Origin of the sequence: Rosenbergiella nectarea, assembly GCF_900111105.1 — a bacterium.
GTDB lineage: Bacteria > Pseudomonadota > Gammaproteobacteria > Enterobacterales > Enterobacteriaceae > Rosenbergiella > Rosenbergiella nectarea.
Window position 1 is genome coordinate 24,874 of the sequence record NZ_FOGC01000002.1, and the last position, 25,789, is coordinate 50,662.

Annotated in this window: 23 protein-coding genes; 16 read left to right on the plus strand and 7 right to left on the minus strand. The window is 48.5% G+C overall.

Annotated elements, in window-relative coordinates:
- Window positions 1–55: 55 nt before the first annotated feature.
- Window positions 56–2,188: a ferric-rhodotorulic acid/ferric-coprogen receptor FhuE gene (fhuE, locus tag BMX14_RS02940; protein WP_092672566.1), complete on the minus strand. Its 2,133-nt coding sequence runs from the start codon at window positions 2,186–2,188 to the stop codon at window positions 56–58.
- 547 nt (window positions 2,189–2,735) lie between these two features.
- On the opposite strand from fhuE, the gene BMX14_RS02945 reads away from it, so the two are divergent.
- From BMX14_RS02945 to BMX14_RS02955, 3 genes are all read left to right on the plus strand, one after another.
- Window positions 2,736–3,665, plus strand: a complete 930-nt coding sequence (locus tag BMX14_RS02945; protein ID WP_092672569.1) for a LysR family transcriptional regulator — start codon at window positions 2,736–2,738, stop codon at window positions 3,663–3,665.
- Between the two features lie 136 nt (window positions 3,666–3,801).
- Window positions 3,802–4,782: an isopenicillin N synthase family dioxygenase gene (locus BMX14_RS02950; protein WP_092672572.1), complete on the plus strand. Its 981-nt coding sequence runs from the start codon at window positions 3,802–3,804 to the stop codon at window positions 4,780–4,782.
- 112 nt (window positions 4,783–4,894) lie between these two features.
- Complete coding sequence (locus BMX14_RS02955) at window positions 4,895–5,317, plus strand: secondary thiamine-phosphate synthase enzyme YjbQ (protein ID WP_092672575.1); 423 nt, start codon at window positions 4,895–4,897, stop codon at window positions 5,315–5,317.
- A 38-nt stretch (window positions 5,318–5,355) separates the two neighbouring features.
- Here BMX14_RS02955 and BMX14_RS02960 read toward each other — a convergent pair whose 3' ends face one another.
- On the minus strand, window positions 5,356–6,408 hold the full coding sequence (locus tag BMX14_RS02960) for an NAD(P)-dependent alcohol dehydrogenase (protein ID WP_092672578.1): 1,053 nt from the start codon (window positions 6,406–6,408) through the stop codon (window positions 5,356–5,358).
- Window positions 6,409–6,462: 54 nt separating this feature from the next.
- The gene (uvrA, locus tag BMX14_RS02965) at window positions 6,463–9,291 is read right to left on the minus strand and encodes an excinuclease ABC subunit UvrA (RefSeq protein ID WP_092672581.1); all 2,829 of its coding nucleotides are present in this window, start codon (window positions 9,289–9,291) and stop codon (window positions 6,463–6,465) included.
- Between the two features lie 224 nt (window positions 9,292–9,515).
- Here uvrA and BMX14_RS02970 point away from each other — a divergent pair, with 224 nt between their 5' ends.
- The 6 genes from BMX14_RS02970 to BMX14_RS02995 all read left to right on the plus strand — a co-directional run bounded on the left by BMX14_RS02970 (window position 9,516) and on the right by BMX14_RS02995 (window position 18,313).
- Complete coding sequence (locus BMX14_RS02970) at window positions 9,516–10,046, plus strand: single-stranded DNA-binding protein (RefSeq protein WP_092672584.1); 531 nt, start codon at window positions 9,516–9,518, stop codon at window positions 10,044–10,046.
- Between the two features lie 586 nt (window positions 10,047–10,632).
- Window positions 10,633–13,272 (plus strand): type VI secretion system ATPase TssH, encoded by a 2,640-nt coding sequence (tssH, locus tag BMX14_RS02975; protein WP_092672587.1) that lies wholly within the window; start codon window positions 10,633–10,635, stop codon window positions 13,270–13,272.
- 358 nt (window positions 13,273–13,630) lie between these two features.
- Window positions 13,631–13,903: a YtcA family lipoprotein gene (locus tag BMX14_RS02980; protein ID WP_092672590.1), complete on the plus strand. Its 273-nt coding sequence runs from the start codon at window positions 13,631–13,633 to the stop codon at window positions 13,901–13,903.
- Between the two features lie 6 nt (window positions 13,904–13,909).
- Complete coding sequence (gene mdtN, locus BMX14_RS02985; RefSeq protein WP_092672593.1) at window positions 13,910–14,950, plus strand: multidrug transporter subunit MdtN; 1,041 nt, start codon at window positions 13,910–13,912, stop codon at window positions 14,948–14,950.
- The gene (locus BMX14_RS02990; RefSeq protein ID WP_092672596.1) at window positions 14,947–16,866 is read left to right on the plus strand and encodes an FUSC family protein; all 1,920 of its coding nucleotides are present in this window, start codon (window positions 14,947–14,949) and stop codon (window positions 16,864–16,866) included. The genes mdtN and BMX14_RS02990 overlap by 4 nt, the downstream gene beginning before the upstream one ends.
- Window positions 16,856–18,313, plus strand: a complete 1,458-nt coding sequence (locus BMX14_RS02995) for an MdtP family multidrug efflux transporter outer membrane subunit (protein WP_092672599.1) — start codon at window positions 16,856–16,858, stop codon at window positions 18,311–18,313. Before BMX14_RS02990 ends, BMX14_RS02995 begins: the two co-directional genes overlap by 11 nt.
- A gap of 46 nt (window positions 18,314–18,359) precedes the next feature.
- Here the strand turns inward: BMX14_RS02995 and BMX14_RS03000 are convergent, their stop codons facing one another.
- The gene (locus tag BMX14_RS03000) at window positions 18,360–19,820 is read right to left on the minus strand and encodes a peptide MFS transporter (RefSeq protein WP_230527251.1); all 1,461 of its coding nucleotides are present in this window, start codon (window positions 19,818–19,820) and stop codon (window positions 18,360–18,362) included.
- Window positions 19,821–19,988: 168 nt separating this feature from the next.
- On the opposite strand from BMX14_RS03000, the gene BMX14_RS03005 reads away from it, so the two are divergent.
- Window positions 19,989–20,411, plus strand: a complete 423-nt coding sequence (locus BMX14_RS03005) for a GNAT family N-acetyltransferase (protein ID WP_092672605.1) — start codon at window positions 19,989–19,991, stop codon at window positions 20,409–20,411.
- On the opposite strand, the gene BMX14_RS03010 is transcribed toward BMX14_RS03005, so the two are convergent.
- A complete protein-coding gene (locus tag BMX14_RS03010; RefSeq protein ID WP_092672608.1) occupies window positions 20,400–21,038 on the minus strand; it encodes a glutathione S-transferase family protein in 639 nt (212 codons plus the stop codon). The genes BMX14_RS03005 and BMX14_RS03010 overlap by 12 nt on opposite strands.
- 80 nt (window positions 21,039–21,118) lie before the next feature.
- Here BMX14_RS03010 and BMX14_RS03015 point away from each other — a divergent pair, with 80 nt between their 5' ends.
- The 5 genes from BMX14_RS03015 (at window position 21,119) to mdtI (ending at window position 23,267) form a co-directional block, all read left to right on the plus strand.
- Window positions 21,119–21,310, plus strand: coding sequence for a putative quinol monooxygenase (locus BMX14_RS03015; protein WP_230527253.1), 192 nt, complete (start codon window positions 21,119–21,121; stop codon window positions 21,308–21,310).
- An 85-nt stretch (window positions 21,311–21,395) separates the two neighbouring features.
- On the plus strand, window positions 21,396–21,953 hold the full coding sequence (locus tag BMX14_RS03020; RefSeq protein WP_092672611.1) for an isochorismatase family protein: 558 nt from the start codon (window positions 21,396–21,398) through the stop codon (window positions 21,951–21,953).
- Window positions 21,934–22,245 carry a cupin gene (locus BMX14_RS03025; protein WP_092672613.1) on the plus strand — a complete coding sequence of 104 codons (312 nt, stop codon included), beginning with the start codon at window positions 21,934–21,936 and terminating at the stop codon, window positions 22,243–22,245. Before BMX14_RS03020 ends, BMX14_RS03025 begins: the two co-directional genes overlap by 20 nt.
- Window positions 22,246–22,581: 336 nt before the next feature.
- Window positions 22,582–22,935, plus strand: a complete 354-nt coding sequence (gene mdtJ, locus BMX14_RS03030) for a multidrug/spermidine efflux SMR transporter subunit MdtJ (protein ID WP_092672616.1) — start codon at window positions 22,582–22,584, stop codon at window positions 22,933–22,935.
- Window positions 22,932–23,267, plus strand: a complete 336-nt coding sequence (mdtI, locus tag BMX14_RS03035; RefSeq protein WP_092672619.1) for a multidrug/spermidine efflux SMR transporter subunit MdtI — start codon at window positions 22,932–22,934, stop codon at window positions 23,265–23,267. Before mdtJ ends, mdtI begins: the two co-directional genes overlap by 4 nt.
- 66 nt (window positions 23,268–23,333) lie before the next feature.
- Here mdtI and BMX14_RS03040 read toward each other — a convergent pair whose 3' ends face one another.
- Window positions 23,334–23,600 (minus strand): YdgH/BhsA/McbA family protein, encoded by a 267-nt coding sequence (locus BMX14_RS03040; protein WP_092673426.1) that lies wholly within the window; start codon window positions 23,598–23,600, stop codon window positions 23,334–23,336.
- Between the two features lie 199 nt (window positions 23,601–23,799).
- Complete coding sequence (locus BMX14_RS03045; RefSeq protein WP_092672622.1) at window positions 23,800–24,663, minus strand: helix-turn-helix domain-containing protein; 864 nt, start codon at window positions 24,661–24,663, stop codon at window positions 23,800–23,802.
- Between the two features lie 177 nt (window positions 24,664–24,840).
- Between BMX14_RS03045 and BMX14_RS03050 the strand changes: the two genes are divergently transcribed.
- Entirely contained in the window at window positions 24,841–25,782 is a 942-nt protein-coding gene (locus tag BMX14_RS03050; protein WP_092672625.1) for a DMT family transporter, read from the plus strand.
- Window positions 25,783–25,789: the final 7 nt, after the last annotated feature.

Sequence of the window (25,789 nt, forward strand, 5' to 3'; positions counted from 1 at the left end):
ACCAAAAGTGGTTGGGTATGATATTTTTTTATAAAAAACATTTTGTTAAATTCAACTACCCATAATCGCTTAAATTACTATCGTAATCGCGATCGAACAGGTTTTTCACGTTAGCTTGTACCGAAAGCTGGCGAGTCAGCTGGTAGCGGGCAAAGAGATCTGCCAGCGGATAGCTGCCTCGGACTACACGCACCGTATTGCCATTGGGGCCGGTTGCATCTTGATAGGTCGCATTTTGCCAGGTAATACCGCCACCGATGGTCAGGTCGGGTATAGCAGGGACCAGATAGCTGGAGAATAATTTAAACTGGGTTTGTGGTAGCTCAGGATTAACGCGGTCTTTGCTACTATCTTGCGCAACGTAGCGTGATGCGCTGAAAGTCATATTCAGATTATCGGTGACCGCGCCGTTGACCTCAAATTCTACGCCACGGCTGACCACCCCACTCGCGGCTCGGTAAGCCGTCTCACTGCTGTTGTTGACGTATTGCCCGGTAATCTCTTGACCGAGATTGGTTTGCTCGATACGGAATACCGATAAGGTTGAGGTTAAGCGGCTATCTAACCAGTCAGCCTTCAACCCTGTTTCGTAGTTCTTACCGGTTACGGGTTTTAAGTAATGGCCCGTACGGTCACGATAGGTCTGCGGTTGGAAAATCGAGGTATAACTCGCATAGGCAGACAACGAGTCGGTGATATCGTAGACCAAGCCACCATAGGGGGTAATATTATTTTTCTGCATGTTGGCACTGGTGCCGTTGGTGGTGTATTCCGTATAGCGCATACCCGTCACTAACGAGAGCGGATCGGCTAATGAGAAACGTGCCGCGACATAACCCGAGCGTTGACGAATCGTATCATTTGAAGAAAGCGCCCAGGCCGGCCAATCCGGTTGTGGAATATTACCGTCCCACTGATTGTAGTTACCCAGCTGCTCCGGCGTATACATCGCAGTAGAATAATCATAGCGATTGCGTTGACGGCTATAATCGACGCCGGCAACGAGCTGATGTTGGCGACCAAATAGCTTAAACGGCCCGGTAGCAAAAGCATCGACGGCGGTTTGCGTACGGATCCCTTTATACCAGCCGGCATAACCATAGCCCGTAGATTGTAAGACACCGGTGGTTTGATCCGGGAAACCACTTAAATAAAATAAGCGGCTATCCATCTGCGTTTCGCCATGCATCGCGTTGATATGGGTCTCCCAGCCATTATCGAAGCGAGTGACTAAATTCGCGAATTGTCTACGCGCCAGCGTATTGTAGTGGGTCCAATCCGCCGCCGCATTGGTGCTACGACTGTAATGGGTTTTATCGCCATTGGTGTACCATGTTGGTAATCCTCCCCACGTTGGATTTCCGGTATTCCTTTCTTGATAATCATACCCAATGTCTAAAGTCGTGTTATCGGTTAAATCTGCGGCGATATCGGCGTAGAAGAACTTCGAGGATTTATGATAGCGGTCTAAATTGCTGTCTTGGTCTTGGTAACCACTGACGAAACGGCCGCGTAAGGTGCCACTTTCATTAAGCGGCCCTTGCAGATCCGCAACATAACGTTGGTTATTCCAGCTACCGTAACTCGCACTGAGGTCCCCAGTAAAGGTTTTCCTCTCTGCTTTCTTTCGAATTAAGTTGATGGTGGCGGACGGGTTGCCCGTACCTGACATCAAGCCACTTGCGCCACGAATAATATCAACCCGTTGATATTTCGCCATATCGTCATCGGTTTCTCCGAAGTTCCATGGAGCTGATTGCGTAACGGGAATATCATCGTAGCTATAATTATTGATATAGAACCCGCGAGCAAAATAGGAATATCGCTCGCTATCACTCTGATTTGAGGAGATGCCAGGGCTTTGTTTCAAAACATCATTAAGCGTCCGTAAATCTTGATCTTTCATCCGCTGTTCGGTGATCACACTGACCGCTTGAGGAACATCGCGGTTGGTCAGATTCATCTTCGTGCCACTGCGGGTGATGGGGACGGTATAGCTATGTTCTTGCGCTGCCGTATCGCTATTTCCTTGTGCATCGCCCTGTCCGGTAACGACGAGGGTCGACGTAGAGGATGAAGCGCTAGTCTGCGCAAACACTGCCGGAGAGGCGAGTGCTAAGCTGATGTAAAGAGTAAGCAGTGAATGCTTAGTGTGACGGTTAGCTGGTGTCAAATATTGCGATGTCATGCGTAATTCCTGTTTATTATTATTTTCATGCAGGCAGGTTTATGCTGCATTTTTTTGTTGTTATTTTCATCACGTGTCAACACGTGAGAGCGAATACTAATGACAATTATTTTCATTATCAAGATAAAGAAATGGTTCGATTTGATTTCTAAGAGAGTTAAAAGGTTACAAAATGTAAATGGTGGGTAAGTGCTTGCTGACATCTTTAGCCGTTGAAACAATCACTGTTACCCACGACAGTCAGGGTTACCCGATAGCGTATCGCTAAGCCTTGATGGGGCAACTCGCCCCACATATCCAGACTTTATCAATGACATCTTATTTAATCACTTTGCCAACGAGGGAAAAGAGGCGTAGTTTTTGAGATGTAATAGATGATATATGTTGTTAAATCAATAAGATAGGTTATGATTGCATATGGGGCGGGTAGAGTGTTCAAGCCTAACATTGTGAATAACAGACAAGGGGTGTTGGGATAATCAATAAAGAGTGTGCGGCATAAGAACATCAACAGTGATCTCATTTTACTCTATAGCGGTGAAACGACGTGGTTAAAAGGCAACGATTACATTCCAATGCAATCTATTATTTCGATATGGTCTGTCGACATATGTCTATGCGTGAGGCGGCCCGACGCTTACATGTCGCTTCCTCAGCGGTTAGCCGGCAGATTATAAAATTAGAGGAGGAGTTAGGTGTCCCTCTCTTCGAACGCCTTCCTGGGAAATTACAATTAACCAGTGCGGGTGAGATATTTTCACGCCACGTGCGTACGGTATTACAAGATGCAGATCGTGCCTACTCAGAGCTCGATCTACTACAAGGCATGTATAAAGGCCATATTGAGATTGTGAGTGTTGAAGGGCCGGCGCAAGGGCTTATCCCAGAATTACTGGCGCGCATGCATCAACGTTACCCCTCTATTACGGTTGGGTTAAGTAAGCTGGGGTCGCGGGATATTCCTGAAGCGGTAATCAGCGGGGCAGCCGACCTGGGGGTGGCATTTGGTATTCCAGAAACACAAGCGTTGCAACAATTATCGCGCCACCGTTTTCGCCTCGGCGCTATTATGACACCTGACCATCCTTTAGCAGGGCGAAAAGAGGTCAGCCTCGCCACCTGTGCACAGTATCCGCTCATTATGCCCAAGCCTGAACTGTCGATTTATCATTCAATCGCGCCGATGCTGGGGCATCTTACTCCTGCACGGGCAGTGATGGAGTCCGGATCCGTTGAGTTTTCTCGGCAAATGGCAGTTCGAGGAATCGGTCTTGCCTTCCAGACGACACTCGGTATTGAAGATGACCTGAGTAGTAGAAGACTTGTCCATGTTCCCCTCTCGCATCGGCAGCCCATTATCTCTGAATTAGGCATTTATGCCCGTGCCGGTCGGCTATTACCCGTGGCGGTAGACTATTTTGCCCGCGCATTAATAGATGAGATGACTCGGCGTGGGGATACGGATAGACCTAACTGATTACGCTCTGGGTGGTCACCCCTAGTCGGTTGTGATGCGTTTTTGGCATCACGCTGTGCGAATACTGATGCTTTTCTGCAGCAGAAAGGAGGGATAGGATGCTTCAGACATCCTGATAATTCGCTGGAGTATTGCCATGACTCACTCGCTTTTAGCCCGTTCTGTTGCCCTGCGTGAATTACCGATAATTGATATAACCGGTCTTGAGAATGCCGATATGCATCGTTTAAGGGAACTGGCGTTACAGGTTAAGGCAGCCTGCCAAGATAAAGGTTTTTTTTATATTACAGGCCATGGTATAGAGACTTCTGTACAAGAGACGCTACTCGAGCAGGCCAAACGATTTTTCTCTCTACCCGACGATGAGAAACGCAAGGTCAGTAAATATCTCTCTCCGGTTAATCGGGGTTATGAACCCTTGGGGAATCAGACGCTAGAAGCAGGGGCCGCCCCCGATCTAAAAGAGGGCTTTTACATCGGGCCTGAGTTACCTGCGGAGCATCCCTTAGTGAAAGCAGGTAAATTTAATTTTGGCGCAAATCAGTGGCCAGAAAGCTTACCTGAATTTAAATCTGTTACTCTGAAATATATTAATGATCTTGCCACGCTTGCGACCAGGCTAATGGGCCTGATCGCATTATCCCTCGACCTCCACCATGATTATTTCGCCCACTTTTGCCGCGATCCCCTGATGGTATTGAGGATGCTCCATTACCCGCCTCAGCCGGCTAACCCACGCCCAGGCGAAAAAGGGTGTGGCGCGCACACCGACTTTGGAGGGTTAACGCTATTGCTACAGGATAAAAATGGTGGACTACAAGTTTGGGATCACGAATGTGGCGAGTGGTTACAGGCCGCACCGATCCCAGGCAGTTTTATCGTCAATCTTGGGGACATGATTGCTCGCTGGACCAATGACCACTATAAATCGACGTTACACCGCGTGATCAATATCAGCGGGGCTGCGCGTTACTCTGTACCTTTCTTCTTCAGCGGCAATCCTGATCATCAAGTGGCATGTCTAACACAATGCTTGACGCCTGGTGAAGAGGCGAAGTATCCACCGACTACAGTCGAGGATCATCTTAAAAATATGTACAAAAAAACCTATGGCTAACAGATCGTTGGGGAGGGGGCTTCCCCAACAACCGTTGACGGGTCAGCCGATTTATCTTAAGTGCAGGCGTGATTTGCTACACTATTACTCAGTACACTTAGGAGGCGATCGCATGTGGTACCAGAAAACTATTACCTTAACTGAAAAACGCCGTGGCTTTCATCTGGTGACTGATGAGATTTTGCGAGCAATACCTGAAATTTCCAGCGTGTCTAGCGGACAACTGCAACTATTTCTCCAACATACCTCGGCATCGCTGACGCTGAATGAAAATTGTGATGTGACCGTTCGCGAGGACATGGAGCAACATTTCTTACGCACCGTACCGGATAATGCCGCGTATCAACATGATTACGAGGGCGCAGATGATATGCCTGCCCATATCAAATCATCACTATTAGGGGTTTCTCTATTATTACCGATCTCACGGGGAAAGGTGATGTTAGGGACATGGCAGGGGATCTGGCTTGGAGAGCACCGATTTCATGGTGGGAGCCGTAGAATTATCGCCACACTACAAGGTGAGTCGAGATAAGAACACCGTTCCCTAATCAGGGAACGGTAAGTAATGACTTACTTTCTTAATGAGTTATTATCGATAACAAAGCGGTACTTCACATCGCTTTTCAACATACGCTCATAGGCTTCATTGATTTGGTCGATATTGATTAACTCAATATCCGCGGTAATGTTGTGCTCGCCACAGAAATCGAGCATCTCTTGGGTTTCCGCTATGCTGCCAATCAGTGAGCCACCGACAGTCCGACGTTTAAAGACTAATTCCGCGACGCTCGGTGCTGGATGGTCGTGTTCTGGAACCCCCACTAACGCTAAGTGCCCATCACGTTTCAGTAATCGGATAAATTGCGTTAAGTCATGTTGAGCCGCCACCGTATTGAGGATCAGATCGAAGCTATTCACTTGCGCTTCCATCTGCTCAGCATCTTTAGAGATAACGACTTCGTCAGCCCCTAAGCGCTTTCCATCTTCAATTTTCGAGGCAGAGGTGGTAAACAGCACCACCTTGGCGCCCATCGCATGGGCTAACTTAACACCCATATGACCCAGACCGCCTAAGCCGACAATACCGACTTTTTGACCCGGTCCCACTTTCCAATGGCGCAGTGGCGCATAGGTGGTGACACCCGCACACAATAACGGAGCGACACCGGCAGGATCTAAGTTTTCAGGCACTTTCAGCACAAAATCTTGGTCAACCACGATATCCGTAGCATAGCCACCGTAAGTTATCGCTTCTGAATGACGGTCTTTACTGTTGTATGTAGCCACGAAGCCATTTTCACAATAGTTTTCCTCGCCTTCATCACAGCTTGAACAGCTACGACAGGAGTCGACCATACAACCGACCCCAACGAGATCACCTTTCTTAAATTTTTTGGCTGAGGCGCCAGCCTCGACGATACGGCCAACAATTTCGTGGCCTGGGACGATAGGGTATTGCGTGCTTTTCCACTCATTACGCGCCATATGCAGATCAGAGTGACAAACGCCGCAGTAGAGAATCTCAATCTTGACGTCGTTATCGCGCACGTCCCTTGATGAATAGTCAAATGGGGTTAGGGGGGATTTTTCATCCTGTGCCGCATAAGCATGAATATCTGCCATGATAACTCCTCATAGTGAAATAAAAAATTGCCCAGGATCTCTGGGCATCTCGTCTTACTTAGTGAGTAGGGGTTTCAGGAAGCGAGCTGTGTGGGACTTCTCGCATTCCGCAACAGTCTCTGGAGACCCAGCAATCAGAATCTCTCCACCGCCGCTTCCCCCTTCTGGACCGAGGTCAACAATCCAGTCTGCCGTTTTAACGACGTCCAGATTATGTTCGATAACCACGATGGTATTACCTTGGTCACGTAACTGATGTAATACCACCAGCAGCTGTTGAATATCCGCAAAGTGTAACCCTGTCGTCGGCTCATCGAGGATATACAGCGTCTGACCCGTCCCGCGTTTAGACAGTTCACGCGAAAGTTTCACCCGCTGTGCCTCCCCGCCCGATAGAGTCGTTGCCGATTGCCCTAAGCGGATATAAGAAAGGCCGACACTGATTAGGGTTTGCAACTTACGCGCGAGTGCAGGAACCGCCTCGAAAAAGTCTTTCGCTTCTTCGATGGTCATCTCCAGCACTTCGTGAATATTCTTCCCTTTATATTTGATTTCCAAGGTCTCACGGTTGTAACGCTTTCCTTGGCACTGATCGCAGGGTACATACACATCGGGGAGAAAGTGCATCTCAACTTTAATCACGCCATCGCCCTGACAAGCTTCACAGCGACCCCCTTTGACGTTGAAACTAAAACGACCAGGGGTATAGCCACGTGAACGCGCTTCAGGCACTCCCGCAAATAGCTCCCGTACTGGCGTAAAGATACCGGTATAGGTTGCAGGGTTCGAGCGAGGGGTTCGACCGATAGGGCTTTGGTCAATATCGATGACTTTATCAAAATGTTCGAGACCCTTGACCTCATGATAAGGTGCCGGTTCAGCAATGGTCGCGCCATTCAGTTGCCGTTGGGCGATAGGGAATAGGGTATCGTTGATTAAGGTCGATTTACCGGAACCGGATACGCCCGTTACACAGGTAAACAGTCCTACCGGCAGCGAAAGCGTGACATTTTTTAAGTTGTTACCGCGAGCGCCTGCAATACGTAGCATTTTCTCCGGATCGGCTTTAACGCGTTCTTTTGGTACCTCGATCGCTTTTTTGCCGCTAAGGTATTGACCTGTAAGAGAATCTTCGTTAGCCATAATCTGATCAACATTCCCTTCGGCGACCACTGAGCCGCCATGTACTCCGGCCCCCGGGCCAATATCGATCACGTGATCCGCGGCACGAATGGCATCTTCGTCATGTTCAACCACAATGACGGTATTACCGAGATCACGTAAATGAATCAGCGTACTCAGCAGACGTTCGTTATCACGTTGATGTAAGCCAATAGAGGGTTCATCAAGTACATACATTACCCCTACCAGTCCGGCACCAATTTGGCTGGCTAGACGAATACGCTGCGCCTCACCGCCAGAAAGGGTTTCGGCCGAGCGCGATAAGGATAAATAATTCAGTCCGACATTCACCAAGAAGCCGAGCCGCTCACGGATCTCTTTAAGAATTTTTTCTGCGATCTGTGCTTTTTGACCGTTTAACGCGAGTTGTTCAAAGAAGTCACTGGCGTGGCCAATGCTCATTTCTGAAATTTCGGGCAGCGTGTTCTCCGCAACGAACACGTTACGTGCTTCTTCCTTCAATCGAGTCCCGTGGCAGCTGCTACAAGCACAGTTGCTGATAAACTTTGCTAATTCTTCGCGAACTGCAGTCGATTCGGTCTCTTTATAGCGGCGCTCCATATTATGGAGTACACCTTCGAAGGCATGGCGTCGAACTGAGGTATCGCCGCGGTCGTTAACATAGTTAAATTCGATATTGGTTTTACCTGAACCATAAAGGATGACCTTCTGTGTTTCAGCACTTAACGATTCAAAAGGCGCTTCAATATCAAATTTATAATGTTCGCTGAGCGAACGTAGCATCTGATAATAATAGAAGTTACGGCGGTCCCAGCCGCGAATGGCACCGTTAGCAAGGGAAATTTCGCGATTTTGAATTACACGCTCAGGATCAAAGTATTGTTGTACGCCAAGCCCGTCACAGGTTTGACACGCTCCAGCGGGGTTATTAAACGAGAATAGGCGCGGCTCAAGCTCACGCATACTATAACCACACACCGGACACGCAAAGTTAGCGGAGAAGAGGAGTTCTTCTGCTTTACTATCGTCCATATCGGCAACTACCGCCGTACCGCCCGATAAGGTGAGGGTGGTTTCGAAAGATTCAGCTAAACGCGTGCCGATATCGTCACGAACCTTAAAGCGATCCACCACGACTTCAATCGTGTGTTTTTTCTGTAGCTCAAGCTTTGGTGGATCGGACAGATCGCAGACCTCTCCATCGATCCGCGCGCGAATATAGCCCTGGGCGGCTAAGCTTTCTAGGGTTTTGACATGCTCACCCTTACGATCTTTGACAACCGGTGCCAGCAGCATTAAGCGTTGCCCTTCGGGTTGCTTCAACACCTGATCAACCATCTGGCTGACGGTTTGTGCCGCCAGCGGTTGGTGATGCGTCGGACAGCGCGGTTCGCCGACTCGCGCAAACAGTAAGCGCAAATAGTCGTGAATTTCGGTAATGGTTCCCACAGTTGAACGTGGGTTATGGGAAGTCGATTTCTGCTCAATAGAAATAGCAGGAGATAGCCCCTCGATATGATCGACATCCGGTTTCTCCATCAACGAGAGAAACTGCCGCGCATAGGCCGATAATGATTCGACATAGCGTCGCTGCCCTTCGGCGTAAAGGGTATCAAAGGCCAGCGAGGATTTACCTGATCCAGAAAGACCAGTGACGACCACTAGCTTGTCACGGGGGATGGTGAGGTTAATATTTTTTAAATTATGGGTTCGTGCACCCCGTACTTCGATCTTATCCATTCACATTTCCCAATTTGATTGCCTATACGCTGAGATGACATCGCTCTGCATCGATTTCAAGCAGACTCTATAGTATGGCACAAAAAATAACCTGAATAAATGTCCAGTACTTTTTACTATAATGATTGCCTTTGTGCAGTTGCTCTAAACTATCCATCTTAAGCAGTGACGTGCTATCATCCGTTAGATAGTATCTGTGTAATTTTTCATCAGGAGAGAGTGCAATGGCCAGTCGCGGCGTAAACAAAGTGATTCTTGTCGGTAATTTGGGTCAAGATCCAGAAGTCCGGTATATGCCAAATGGAGGAGCTGTGACAAACATTACACTGGCAACCTCTGAAAGCTGGCGTGATAAGCAAACCGGTGAAAATAAAGAGATCACTGAATGGCACCGTGTCGTGTTATTCGGCAAGTTAGCGGAAGTTGCTGGCGAATATTTGCATAAAGGTTCTCAAGTTTATATTGAAGGCCAACTTCGTACGCGCAAATGGCAAGATCAGGGTGGCCAAGATCGCTACACTACTGAAGTGGTCGTTAATGTTGGTGGCACCATGCAAATGCTGGGTGGGCGTCAAGGTAATAACGCGCCTCAAGGCGGCGGTGCACCCAATAATAATAATGGTTGGGGCCAACCACAACAGCCTCAATCTTCAGGCGCGCAATTTAGTGGTGGCGGACAAGCGCCGCAATCACCAAAAGCTCCTGCGGGCGGTAATGAGCCACCAATGGATTTTGATGACGATATCCCGTTCTAAAATCCTACACCGCTTTGCCTACAAGCCCTCGTTACGACGAGGGTTTTTTTATGGGATTTTATTATTACTATTTTATCACTCTCCAATTCGGACGAACGCTTTATAAAGCATATAATGGTTCAGAATAAAAAGTATGTTTAATCTTTAATTGGAATATTCAGGCTAGTTTAATCGATAATTTAACATTGCTATGTCAATAAATTTTATTTAAAAACAGCCAGCCGAACTATTTAGATTGTTTTTCCATGTTTTATTTTTTTATAAAATATTTCCGATTGAGGTGAGGGGGTATTCATGTCACCGTGTTCAATTACTGAAAACATCCATGGTCAATAGTAAAAAATTAAGGGATAGGAATCATCCCGTCAGGGGAATTATTCTTAGTGATTGGTTATTCAGTTGGAAATACTGCGCGCAGATCAATAAATAACGAAATAGATTGCTGTGTTGTATTGGCGATTTTTCGCCATTGATGGGGAATGATTTAGACGACGGAATTCCCCACTTTGCTCTATCCTTTCGACCCCTCATAGGACGATATCCTTGCTGTCCTATTAAGTGATAAATGTTATCAATGGAACTGAACATGTCAGAAATTAGTCGAGCCGTTCTTTTCGGCAAACTGGAACCCTTACTCTTTTCCTCGTTAGAGCGCGCGACGGCATTTTGTAGATTACGTGGCAATCCTTACGTCGAGCTGGTGCATTGGTTGCATCAACTTATGCAGCAGCAGGAAGGCGATCTACAGCAGATTATCCGGCACTTTGCTGTGGATGAGGCCGCGTTAACCTGCGATATTATTGCCGCGCTGGATGCACTCCCTCGCGGGGCGAGCGCTGTCTCCGATCTATCAGAACATATCGATAGTGCGGTGGAACGTGCTTGGGTAATTGGATCCCTTAACTTTGGCGTTGATCGTCTGCGTACCGGGCATTTACTTATCGGGATCCTGAAAACCAGGAACCTCGCCACCGTTCTAAAGGGGATCTCACCGCAATTCACCCGCATCAATGTGGAACGGTTGAGTGAACAGTTCGACACGCTGTTGTCGCAGAGCAAAGCAGCGCAGCAAGCCCCGGTCGGGCCAATACCACAGCATAGTCTCCCCGCAGCAACGCTGACGCAGTATGGGCAAGAGATGACTCAACGCGCGCGCGACGGGAAGATTGATCCGGTTGTCGGGCGTGATGAAGAAATCCGGCAACTGATCGATATCTTGATGCGTCGTCGGCAAAATAATCCTCTACTTACCGGTGAGGCAGGAGTGGGTAAAACGGCGGTGGTGGAAGGCTTTGCGCGCCTTATCGCAACAGGCGATGTGCCCGAGGCCTTACAAAATGTTCAGCTGTGGTTGATCGATATCGGTCTATTACAAGCTGGCGCGGGGATGAAGGGTGAGTTCGAAGCGCGTTTGCAATCGCTGATTAATGAAGTGCAATCCAGTCCCACGCCGATCATTCTGTTTATTGATGAAATTCATACCCTCATTGGCGCGGGTGGCCAGCAAGGTACGGGTGACGCGGCAAATTTACTTAAGCCTGCGTTGGCGAGAGGCCAGCTGCGAACGATTGGTGCCACCACTTGGGCAGAGTATAAAAAATATATTGACAAAGACCCCGCACTGACTCGTCGTTTTCAACCGATTCAAGTCCTTGAACCGGATGAGACCAAAGCCGTTCAGATGCTACGCAGTACGGTATCACCGTTAGAAAAACATCACCAAGTCCTGCTATTGGATGAAGCGGTCACGGCAGCGGTTAAGCTCTCTCACCGTTATATTCCTGCACGACAGCTCCCTGATAAAGCGATTGCCTTATTGGATACGGCCTGCGCTCGAGTCGCAGTCAGTCAGAGTGTCCCTCCCGCGCAACTCGCCTATTGTCACCAGCAGATTGCGGCCCTTGAGGTCGAGATTGAGATTGCAAAACGGGAAGTACGTGTCGCGTTTGGCGATGAGCTGCGCGTCGAGCAGTTAGAAAGTGCATTAGGCGCCTGCCAAACCGAGTGTGTGGCGTTGACGTCACGTTGGCAGCAAGAGAGAGCATTAGTGAGCCAACTTATTGGGCTACGTGCGCAGCTTCACCAAGAAAATCCTGGGCTTCGCCAGCAATTACGGGCGACACAGCAGCAATTGACCGCACTACAGGGGGAAGCTCCGCTATTGTATGCCGTGGTCGATGAAAACGTTGTGGCTACCGTGGTATCAGAGTGGACCGGTATTCCCTTGGGACGCATGGTGAAAAACGAAATCGATGCGGTATTAACTCTCGCGGACACCTTAAGTCAACGCGTTATCGGGCAACGCCATGGATTGGAACTGATTGCCAAGCGTGTTTGTACCGCACGTGCGCGCCTCGATGATCCGCATAAACCGCTGGGGGTCTTTATGCTGTGCGGGCCATCCGGTGTCGGAAAAACGGAAACTGCCTTGGCATTAGCGGAATCTTTATACGGTGGTGAGCAAAATGTGATCACCATTAATATGAGTGAGTTCCAAGAATCCCACACTGTATCAACCTTGAAGGGCGCACCTCCTGGTTATGTCGGATACGGAGAGGGAGGCGTCTTAACCGAAGCTGTTCGCCGTCGTCCTTATAGCGTGGTATTACTCGACGAAATCGAAAAAGCGCATCCCGATGTCCACGAAATTTTCTTTCAAGTTTTTGATAAAGGTTGGATGGAAGATGGGGAAGGGCGACACATTGATTTTCGTAATACGCTAATTATCCTGACCTCCAATGTGGGAACGGAACTCGTTACCGGAATGTGTACTGATCCGGAACGGCTGCCTGATGCCGAGACGCTTGCCTCCGCCTTACGCAGCCCACTATTGCAGGTCTTTCCGCCTGCATTGTTAGGGCGACTCTGGGTGGTGCCTTATTATCCATTGAGTGATCAGATGCTCGGCGAAATTGTCCGCCTACAATTAGCCCGCATTCAGCGGCGTTTACTTGAAAATCACCACATCGTCACAGAAATCGACGACAGCGTGGCCATGCAAATCGTCCAACGTTGTACGGAAGTGGAATCGGGCGGGCGGATGGTCGATGCAATTATTACTAACACCTTATTGCCTCAAATCAGTCAGAAGCTACTGACTGCACGCCGTGACGAGCAACAGTATCAATCGTTACACCTTGGTGTTGAGCAGGGCGAATTCCGTTGTCAGTTTACCCCCAATCACGAGGATCAAGTCAGTTTTCAAAATGCATTACATAATACCTAGGGGAGTCATTAATTTGTGAGTCGAATAATTCTCTCAGCAGAGTATTGATATTCTGCAGCGATAGTTAATGAGGCATTTAAATAGGGTATCGAGTAATAGTCTTCTTACTTAATACTCTATTTAAATTATTTTTATTTTATTTTTTTATATTACTGCCTCCTTTTCGAAACAACTTAACGCTAGACGATAAATAAAAAATTTACTACCCGCAGCCTTCGCCGCTATTCCATAACGATTGTCGATAAACACTCCGTTGTTTACACGTCCCATTCTTATCCTATTCTGCCGCGCTTTTACTTCCAATCTCACCAAAAAAAGTTAACAATCAAGCATCTTAATAGTTAAGGGAGTAACGATTATGCGTCAGCGTGATCAATGGAAAAAGCCTCTGCTCTTAATGCTGGCTGGGTTACTGACTGGCTGCACGCTCTCGCCAGCAATCCCAGTACTGGGGGCGGCTTTTCCCGCTTGGCTCTTTTGTAGCCTGGCGGGTGCGTTTCTGTTAATCCCGACTCATCTTCTGTTAGCTCGCCAAGGGTGGCTACGTGCATTTTCCCCACTGGTCATCAGTTATCTGGCCTTAATGTTTATCTATGCCGTCATTGTATGGCTACTTTTCTTTATGGGTTGAGTCATCATGACAACATCGAATACCGCCTTTATTCGACGAAAATGGCCACTATTAGTCGTGGTCTGTTTGGCAATCGTAGCGTTGATTGGCGTTATCGCCTATTTGCAAACCTCTCCCCAGACGAATGATGCCTATGTCTATGCGGATACCATTGATGTCGTCCCGGAGGTGAGTGGCCAGATTGTTGAGATGCCTATTCAGGATAATCAGCGGGTGAAAAAAGGCGATCTACTCTTCAAAATTGATGATCGGCAATACCGGGCAATGTTACTGGATGCACAGTCGCGATTAGCCGCTTTAGATGCTCAAATTCGACTGACCGGGCGAACGGTCAAAGCTCAAGAGTATAACGCCCAGTCCGTTACCGCGGCGGTAGCCAGGGCGCAAGCCCTGGTACAGCAAACAACCTCTTCTCGTCAGCGGCTAGAACCGCTCGTCCCGCAAGGATTTGCCTCACAAGAGGAGCTGGACCAAGCCCGTACCGCTGAAAAAGCTGCGCGGGCAGAGCTGAATGCAACCTTACTCCAAGCGAAACAAGCGACGGCTGCAGTATCAGGCGTGGATGCACTGGTGGCCCAGCGTGAAGGTGCGCTTGCACAGATTGCCTTAGCGACCATTAATCTTGAGCGCACCGAAGTGAGGGCTCCCTTCTCAGGTACCGTGGTGGCCCTAAAAACGACCACAGGCCAATTTGCTTCGGCGATAAAACCTGTTTTCACACTGATTGATAGTGATCACTGGTATGTGGTGGCGAACTTCAGAGAAACTGATCTCAATGATATTCACCCCGGAACGGCCGCGACAATTCGCGTGATGACCGATCACCACCATGTCTTTTCAGGGCGTGTCGACTCAGTAGGGGCAGGAGTGCTCGCCAGCGGCGATAGTGTGATTGAAGGTTTACCCGTTATCCAAAAAAGTATTAATTGGGTTCATGTTTCACAACGCTTCCCGGTAAAAATTGTGGTAACGGATGCCGATCCTCGCCTGTTTCGCTTAGGCGCTTCGGCTACGGCGACCTTACAGCTGTGGCCATCTCAGCCATGAGCGCTCGGTCATGGCGAGTACAAGCCAGTGAGGTCTCTAGCGAGCGCTGTCACGCTGCGCTACGGATCACCCTTTCATGTTTGGTTATGACCTTACTCTTTCTCAGCCTACAGTTGCCTTTTTTAGCCGTCGCGATCATCGTCGTCTTTTATGTTACCCAAAAAAACGTTGTCCTCACTGCAGGCATTGGGCTGGGTTTTATTGTGGTTGCGCTGTTCGCTTTGGGCGGAATGCTACTGATCATCAAGTACACTTACGATTACCCGTTAATTCGCTTAGTGGCCTCGCTATTCCTGTTTTTCTGGGCGATGTTTTTTATGCGGGTGTTGGGCAAACTGGGCTTAGCTTTTTTTGTCGTTGCCTTGGTACTTATCTACGCACAAACCTTCCCCTCCATGACGGGTGAAAGTGAAATTATCGTTCGGCTTATTCTATGGTTATGGATGTCGATGGTTATTGCCATAGGGGTTACCGTGTTAGTGAATGCTTGCTTCATACAGGCCTATCCACACTATCAGTTTGCTCAGCAGGTTGCCGATCTTTATGAGCAGGCAGCCGATAGATTACAACCCACTCAGGCTATCAAGGGGCATGCAGGCATCATTATTGCTGAGCATCTCAGTCAAATTCAGACGCTATTTACGCTGGCGAGCTTAACCAACAGTGGTTTCCAAAAAAATAAAGAAAGTTGGTGCTCACTATCAAATATGGCCATGAGATGTTCAGAATTAGCGGAAATCTATCGACTCAACCCTGATAAAAATGATTCCGGTCACGCCGCCACGCTCGCACATTGTTTGCGTCAACTAGCCGGGCAAACTCGTCGGCGACAGTTATCAACACCCACCAGCATAGAGATAATAGCTGAAGACCCAATACTCACTGAAATAAGTACGCTATATCATCAATTTACTCGCGGGCGGTCTATCGCCGCACCGCCCGGCGAGACCGAAAAGCTACCCGTGATGGCCGCTGATGCTTGGCGTAATCCGGTTTATTTACAGTTTGCCCTGAAGACCTTATTGGCCAGCTTTATTTGCTACCTCTTCTATACCGCGACAGCGTGGCAAGGCGTACATACCATTATGCTCAGTTGTGTCATCGTCGCACAGCCTGGATTGGGCGCGACGTATCAAAAAGCGGGCTTACGCATCATTGGTGCGTTTGCCGCCGCTGCCGCCGCAGTAGGCTGTATGGTCTTTATTCAGCCCCATCTCGACACGATTGTCGGGCTGCTGTTGATGTGTTTACCGATTTTCGCGCTTTCGGCTTGGCTGGCGGCGGGCAGTGAACGTATTGCTTATGCAGGGATACAGCTGGGTTTTACCTTTGCGCTGCTTTTTCTGTCCGGGTTTGGTCCGATGAGTAATCTGACGGAATTACGAGACAGAATGATTGGTATTGTACTGGGCGTCATTGTCGCCTCCCTCGTCTATCTCTACTTATGGCCAGACAGTGATGCTCCGCGGCTACGCGGGAAAATGGCTACGCTCTATCGACAATTGTCCCGCTATTTTGCTCACTCCGCGCAACAGGCCACTTCTTTACCGATTTACCAATCCGTGGAGCAGGTCACCGCGCTCGCGACTCGGCTTCACGCTGAACCGTTGGGCAGTACCACCCATCCCTATCAGGATGCTGCACGGTGGCCGATTGAGCAGAGTGTCGATCTCGCCCAACAGCTCGCCGTACTGGCCACGGGGTATCGCTATTATGCTGACAGTGAGGACTATTTTCTGACTGATGCGGCAACCTGGTTAGAGGATTATGCAACCCATCTCGCAAAACAGGGGGAGTATCCTGTCCGGGCAATTCCCTATCCTGATAAGCATAATCCTTATGCCACGGAACTGGGTAACGCTTTACGTCGCCTAACCGCTTTTCAAACAACTCAGGAAGTCAGTGATGGCGCTTAAAAAAGGGTTCTCATTAACGCTTGGCATCGTGCTGCTCAGCGGCTGCGCCCTAATTCATGATGAACCGGTGCAGGTCGAACAGTTACCTGCACAGCAGGCGCAACTCTCTCAGGTTATCCATCTGGCGAATAGTCAGTGGCCGCAAGCACGGTGGTGGGAGGCTTATCATGACCCGCAACTCTCCAGCTTGATTGTGCTCGGTTTAGCCAACTCGCCTACCTTCCAAGCGGCTAAACTGCGTATTCAACAGTCGCAATCTTCGGTTGAGGTCGCCCAATCGACATTAGGCATCCAGGCAACCGGCATTGCCGCACAAAATTATATGAGAGTGACCAATCGACAAACGACGTGGCCTTATTCCATCTCGCTCCCCACCGATAAACGTGGCCCATGGTACACCCTCAGTACGGTGGGGGTGGGGGCCGATCTCAATATCGATCTATGGGGGGCGAATCGAGCGGGTGTAGCGGCTGCCATGGGTGAGCAAAACGCGCAATTAGCGCAGACCGCAGGAATACAATTAGATTTGGCCTCGAGTATTGCTCAGCTCTACTTTTCTCTCCAAGCGAATTACCGGCGTGTGGCGTTATTAACACAGCAGGAAGCGATTGCCGCGTTTTCTCTCAAAGCCCATCAACAGCGTGCGGCGCGCGGTCTTGAAGACCAGGTTAACATCGCCTCCGCGCAATCGGAGTGGTATAGCGCTCAGCAGCAACGTATCGCCGCGCAGAGCACTATTATGCGTGATCGAGAAAACCTGCGCGCGTTAACGGGAATGATCGCTCAGCAACCGCTAGTCATCGCGCAGCAACCTTGGCCACAGCTACAGCAAAGCCTACCCGCGTCACTCTCTTTCGATTTACTGGCCCGCAGGCCAGATCTGCAAGCGATGAGCCACACTGTCCAGGCTTCGTTAAGCCGTGTGGATGCCGCGAAAGCAGCGTTTTACCCGCATATCGATATCAAAGCCTTTTGGGGCTACAACGCGCTGAGTATCGGCGATTTGTTTAAAAGTTCTTTTCAACAATTTACTATCTTGCCAGGGCTCTATTTACCGCTCTTCGATGGGGGACGGTTAAATGCGGCGCTCCGTTCAACCCGAACCGCCAGTAACATTCTAATTAAACAGTACAACCAAGCGGTATTAAATGCCGTGAGGGATGTGGCGATCACTTCGCAACAATTGAATGATCTCAACCAACAAGTCATATTACAGCAACAGAAAGTGGCTGCCGCGCAGCTGACGACCGACAGCGTGCAAGCACATTATCAACGGGGATTGACCAGTCTTTATCTGGCTCAAGAAGCGAGACGTGCCACATTAACCCAGCAATTATTATTGGTTGATCTTGATGCCCAGCAGCTAAGCTGTGATCTGCTATTAATCAAAGCACTGGGGGGCGGGTATCGTGCCGAACAGCCTGCTATTTTAGGTGTTAAACCCTAATTATCCCTTGGCCGACCTAGGGTCGCCAAGGGACTTCCCCACCTTATTAACCGGCCTGCACCGGCCCAATCAAGCGGCGTAATAACGGGATTAATAGCGCAAGCACTAATGCGGTTACTCCAGAAGCGATTGCCAGTAAGATAAACAGATGGCTATATCCTGGGTTGGTGAACAGGGGAGTCGAGCCTTGTGCGGTCGGCATCGCTTGCGATAAATAGCCCGCAAGGATAGAGGCAATCCCGGAAATCATCATCCAGGTTCCCATCAACAAGCCTTGGTATTGTTGCGGAGCCAGACGACCAATCATGGCGTAGCCTATCGGTGAGATCAGCAGTTCGCCAATACTTTGCAGTAAGTAACTCCAAACTATCCATTGAAAATCCACTAATCCATTAGAACCGGCAAGACCTATACCGATAGGAAGTACTAACATGCCTCCACCCATAAAGAGTAAGGATGCGGCAAATTGACTGGGAATATCGATGGTTATTCCACGCGCACGGAGCCGTTTAAAGAGCAGGGCAAGTAGCGGTCCGCCTAAGACAATGACCAGCGTATTGATATCTTGTATCCACTGTGGGGCGATATGCCAGCCAAAGAGTTGTAAATTAAGGTTATTTTCGGCGAACAACATCAGACCCATCGGAGCAAGTTGATACAGAGACCAAAAGACCAATGACCCGAGGGTCAGGATGAGGTAGGCAATCATTCGGGAACGTTCTGCGGCGACCTTATGTCGACCTGTAATAATACAGAGAGCAATAAGGACTAAAGTACCAAGGCCCAAAACGAAGTAACTACTTACTTCGGAATGAGTAAGCATGACCTTCACCACGGGAAGCAACAGCAATAAGATCACACAGCCGATCACCAGCCGTTGGCGCATCACCGGCCGTGAAGTGTGACTCAGTGGTGTATTGAGGTCGGCCAAATGACGCCAGAAGATCCCAGTAAGTACGATGGCGATAAGGTTACCGAGGGTCGCAAATAAAAATAGGGCATGATAATCCAGGCTCAACTGAAAATAACCGGCAGCGGTAAAGCCCATAAAAAAGCCCAAATTCATCCCAGCATAATTCCACAGAAAGGCCGATTCGCGACGGGGATCATTGGGGGTAAATCGTTGGGTCAGCATCATGTTTATACAGGTAACATTCAGGCCACTACCGGTTAAAAATAGCGCCAGGCCCCAATATAGACCGTCCATCTGGGCACTCGATAGCAGATAACAACCGATGACCTGTAATACCATACCGATGACAAACAGATTACGGTTACTGAGGAACCGCCCGCCAAGGTAGCCGCCGAATAAATGCAGCCCATAATTAAAGGCACCAAAGATCCCCATAATGGCGTTGGCCGAGTGTTCACTGAAGCCTAATTTTTTGGTGGCGTAAAGTACTAGCGAAGAATAGAGTACCGCGAACCCCATGGTGGAAAACATCTGTATGAAGCAAAGAATATTTGCTCCAGCGATTTTATTCTGTTTTTGAAGTGTAACGTCCAACCTAACCCCTTAACGCTAATTTCGTTATTACCAAAAGCTGATTAGGAAAATTGCCAGTTTTTGAACGCTCAAACAACTGTCAATAGGATAAAAAGCGCTGTAAATAACTTATATCAGAGACTTTAACTGTAATTTTTTATTACCGTAGCCAATAAGTGAGGATTAGCGATGCAATATATTCTTACTCCAACGCTTAATACGACCGACCAGCAAGAGCTACTTTTTGGGTTACGACGCTACAATCACACTTTTCTGCCACCGCAAGACGTAGGGCATTTCGGGGTATATTGCCGTGATGCGCAGGGCGTAATGTTGGGTGGACTGAATGCCTCCATTAAAGGTCAGTGGTTATGCATTGATTATTTGTGGGTGGATGAGTCAGTTCGGGGGCAGGGAATGGGGGGACGGTTATTGCAGCAAGCGGAAGGCCACGCTCAGCACCTAGGGTGCCAATTAAGTTTAGTCGATACATTCAGCTTCCAAGCGCCCCTGTTCTACACAAAGCTTGGCTATCAGACCGTCATGACGTTGCAAGATTTCCCTAAGGTCGGCATGCAACGCCACTACTTACGTAAAGACTTAAACTTGTAGCGATTGATAACTGACCATAACATGACGTTGGTATGCAGGCCGTTGGATCAGCCGGTGGTAATATTCTTCTAGCGCGGGGAAGTGTTGTTGGCCAATCCCTAACTGATAATAGCGGTAGAGAAGATGGCCTAATTGAATATCGGCCAGACTAAAGTGCTCACCGGCTAAATAGGGATATTGGTTAAGCTGTTGCTCGGCGATGGCTAATTTATGCTCAAAACGGCTAATCGCTCGCTCAATCGCGGGCAGATCGCGATCTTCGGCCGGGGTACGAACCAATTGCCAAAAAATGGGTTGGGTGAAGAGTGACGTCACACTGACTTTTGCCCATTCTGCCCAGCGATCCACTTCACATCGAGCAAAAATCTCTTCAGGCCAAAACGTCTCTGGGGCATAACGACTGGCTAAATAGCGGAGGATTGCCCCACTTTCCCATAGCGGAGCATGATCATCATCCTGCAACACCGGGATGGTACGATTGGGATTCAGTTGATAGAACGCGTCACTGTCCAGCCCACCAAAGTGATGGCCGTAATCGTAACGTTGAAAGTCGAGCCCTAATTCCCCAATACACCACATAACGGCTTGGACATTTGAAGAGGTTTCTCTTCCCCATACCTGCAACATATTTAGCCTCCAGAGCTATAGCCTTTTTACGCGTTATCTCTTAACGTAGAAGCTTCATGGCATGAGGTAAAGAAAAACGAATGATTATATTGAGTGGTTTTTTACGTTGTCGCACACCCGAAGAGTCGCAAACGGTGAGTCATTACCTTCCTAAACACCAACAGCTATCGCGGGCTGAAGCAGGCTGCCTGTCTTTTTCTGTTACCCAAACCTCCGATCCCTTGGTCTGGCGAGTAGAAGAATCGTTCACGGACAATCATACGTTTGATTGACACCAGCAACGTGTCACTGACTCAGAATGGGGCCGTAAAACGGTTGGTATCGTTCGGGATTACACGATTAGCGAGGGCTAGAATAATGGCAGATGCGCTTTTAATTATTGATATGCAGCAATTTGTGCAGCAACGTATCGATCAGGGTATCGACACTTTCCCCCCCCAAGCGATAGAGAATGGGCTATTGATACTCAACGCTTATCGACAACGCCAGCGGCCAGTCATTCATATCTATCACCACGATCACGATAGTAACGGAACATTACATCCCGATCAGTTGGCAGCCATGCCGCTCGAGGGTTTTCAACCGCTACCGAATGAAAAATTTTTTATTAAACATGGCTCTTCCGCCTTTAGTCATACCGGGCTTTATCAGCATTTACTCGCTGAAGGGATCTCACACCTCACAGTTATCGGTGCGGTGGCAGGGTTCTGTGTGAATTCTACGGTACGGGCGGCAAGTGATCTGGGGTTAAGCGTTACGCTCGTTGACGATGCCGTACTTAGCTTTGCCCTCGCTGGAACGTCGTATAACGCCGAATTATTATGGAATACGACGTTAGCCCTTCTTGCGGCGGATTTCGCAGCGCTCAGCAGTCTAGCGCAGTGGCGGAGTGAAAATGAAAATAGTATCGAGTAGTCGCTTTACTGGGGAGCGTGCTTGGCAAGCGCTTGATATTGCAGATTTTGAGGGAACTTCCGTCCGATTACATTGGACCGATCAACCCTATAAATGGCACATCAACGATGGCCAAGAGGTATTCGCAGTAATGCAGGGCCGCGTTGAGATGTTCTACCGAGTGGCGGGGGAAGAAAAATCGGTGATGCTAGAGGTCGGCGATATCTTTTATGCCAGTGTCGGTACTGAACATGTCGCCCATCCCCGCGGGGAAGCGCGAGTTTTAGTGGTAGAAAAAGCCGGTTCAGTCTAATCACTGCCCTAAGGCGCTAAAATGCCAGGTAAAGATTCGCAAAGCTGCGGGATTTATCGCCATTACTGTGCCAGAATTACAATAACACCATTACCGAGGACAAATTTTTTCCGCAACGATGAGAAGCAACCCCGCGGATAAATTGTAATTTTTATGCGTATGCCGATCCATAAAGAAGGATTCTTTTGTTCGACTGTTTTATCTCCTTTCTCCTACTCTGCGAGTGATCAACACTGGCGCTCTGCGCTTTAGCTCCACTCTTCCTGATCGTTTTTAAAATTATCTCTCACCCACTTGGGGTGCAGAGCACCTATGCCATGATTTGGAAGAATCACCATGTTTTATTGGATGCTATTAGTACTCGCGATTGTTTTTGAAGTCACTGGGACATTATCGATGAAGTGGTCAACCCTCAGTGGGGCCGCCAGTGGTTATTACATTATGTTATTAATGATTGGATGTTCTTACCTCTCGTTATCTATTGCGATAAAAAAAATCGCCTTAGGGGTCGCCTACGCGATGTGGGAAGGGGTAGGCATTATTCTGATCTCTTTATGTAGCCTATGGCTATTTGACGAAACATTATCGGCTGGGCAACTCTTTGGTCTAGTGCTATTGATCCTCGGGATCACCTTGATCAAGATTGGGACACGCGCGACAGCCCCCAAAGAGCAAGGAGTGATGCAATGATCGCTTTCTTACTTGAGTGGCAACACAGCTTATGGTTGTTACTGGCGGTGATCCTCGAAATCATCGCTAACGTTTTACTTAAACTCTCCAATGGATTTCAAAAGAAAGGCTACGGCATATTGTCACTGATTGCGGTGCTGGCGGCGTTTAGTGCGCTAGGGCAAGCGGTAAAGGGGATCGATTTAGCGGTGGCGTATGCACTGTGGGGCGGATTGGGGCTACTGGCAACGATTACCTTTGGCTGGATCTTATTTGGTCAACGACTTAATTGGATCGGCGGCGTAGGGATCTTTCTGCTGCTGCTTGGTATGGCGGTCATTAAATTAGCCTAAGTTTAATGCCGGTTATTGTACGCCCTCTCACCTAAAAATGGGGGGAATTATCCCCCCAAATCTTACTTATTTGTACAGATCGACTACGGCATCGAAGTTCGGGCCGTGTTCACGTGCAGCGATGACGACGTAATACTTCGCACCTTTCTCATCCGCACGTTTAGAGATCTCCTGATGTAGATCGGAAGGCGAAGAGATGCTTCCTCCCGTTTCGGCCACTGAGATTGATCCTACTTTAGTTAATTTAAAATGTTTGACTTCTTCTTTTGAAATATTTTGGGCAGCTTGTGCAGCAACACAGCAGGTTAAACCGAACAGACCTGCAAAAAGCATCGAACGTGTTATTTTCATTTTTTCCTTCCTCTAGGTAGAGAAGCATGGGCTAGCATCATTGCATCGTTATCCGGCCAAGCAAGATAAGATGATTCTTTATAATTAAACAACTGTTGTAATAATCGAGATAAAATTAGCATTTCTCGTAAAGTATTTGTGAGTTCAATCACAACAGGCATTGATCTCCGTCAGGTATTTTTTACCGCTGCTGGCGAAACGCTGTCGGCGTGATCCCGGTATCTCGTTTAATCCTTAGGCTTAAATGGCTCGCTGAACTAAAACCACATTGATAGGCAATATCCGTCATACTGCATCGGCTGGTCGCAAGGAGCTGCTTGGCACGCTGCAAACGGCGTTGCATTACATAGTGATGGGGCGGGGTAGACATTGAGGCGGTAAACATCCGCGCAAAATGGTATTCACTTAACGCCGCCTGTTGTGCCAAGACGGTTAATGTCAGCGGCTCGGCGAGGTGGGCGTCGATGTAGTCGCAAACGTTGCGTAAAACATAAGGCGATAAGCCTCCCGTCACCGTCGGTAGACGCCATTTTACTTGGCTGTAATGCTGAATGAGGTGAGTTAATAATAGCGAGCTTGCTGAACTGAGTGCCAGCTGGTTTGCGTTATCCTGCCAATCGTAGCTGAGTAAAAAGTGACGATACAGCGCCGTGACCCTATCATCACGCTGAAAACTAGTTTCCACTAAGCTAAATTCGGCTGGGCTACGATCCCAAATCTGCTCGCCAATGTGCCGAAGATGCTGCTGAGTACAATAGAGATGTACGAAGGATAATGGCCCCCGGATATCCCAATGGCTCTCCACATCTTTAGGCATGATACAGAGCTTATCTGGCCCCCCGCCGTTTTGCCAACCGCCACGACATTTTTGAAAACTTTGATAGCCGCCGTGCGTATAGAGGCTGAGGGTATGGTGATCACTTAATACCTTGATTTGATCGCACTGGTTTGACCACGAGGCCAACTGAATACCTGTATTGAGCGCGACCTTTTGATGCAAGGTCGCTCGCTGCTGGCTTAAGGTATCGAACGTTTGGTAATGCATGCAACGCTCCAGATAATCAGGGAATAATCCAGTGTATGAATCGGAAAGGATTATTACTAGCTTTTAGCGTCTTTGCCTAACAAAAACCGCAAGAATATATAAATCATCCTCATGAAGATGACAGCATTTTGCTTGGGCTGAGCGCACAGTGGCGGTGTAAACTTAGTGGGGATGCCGATGAACGGATTATTATATTTATGTGTAGTGGCAATTTGGGGCACAACGTGGTTCGCAATTGCGTTACAGCAAGGTGAGGTGCCTATTCTGGTCTCGATTTTTTGGCGTTTCGCACTGGCGGGCGGCCTATTGTTATTGATTAGCCGCTGGCGGTTAGGCAAAAACCCATTATCGTGGCGTGATCATGGTTTTTGCCTAATACAGGGCCTTTGTGCCTTTAGTCTTAATTTTTACTGTTTTTATCTTGCCGCAGCACACATCACCACAGGGATAGAGTCCGTTATCTTTTCGATGGCAATCTTGTTTAATGCCATCAACCAAGCGCTATTTTACCGTATTACGCCGGTAAAACGTTTTTGGCCCGCTGCGGCGCTGGGGATTGTTGGCATTGCCATACTCTTTAGCGATCAGTGGGGAACCAAACATTTCTCGGCGTCGCTTGGCTTAGGCGTAGCGCTAAGCTTATTGGGAACCTACGGTTTCTCTTTAGGGAATATGTTGAGCATTAGACATCAGCGAAAAGGCTTAGCAATACTGACGACCAATAGTTGGGCGATGTGTTATGGCGCGGCAGTGGCGGGAGCGCTCTCTTATTTTCTCGGTAACTCTTTTATCTTACCCGCACAGCCTCTTTATCTCGGTGCGTTATTCTATCTCGCGCTATTTGGCTCGGTGATTGGCTTTGGCGCTTACTATTTATTGGTAGGGCGAATCGGTGCCGGGCAAGCTGCCTATACTACGGTACTGTTTCCCTTAGTCGCTTTAGCCATCTCAACCCGGTTCGAGGGGTATCAGTGGCATCCCCATGCGGTGGTTGGGTTGGGCGTGGTTTTATTGGGAAATTTCATTATGTTTTTCCCCTTACACAAGTTTGGAAAAAGCCGGCTCCGTTCCCCCCTCGCTTCTGCAACGATAGAAGGGAAACGGAGCGACCTTCCCTGAGTCTTAT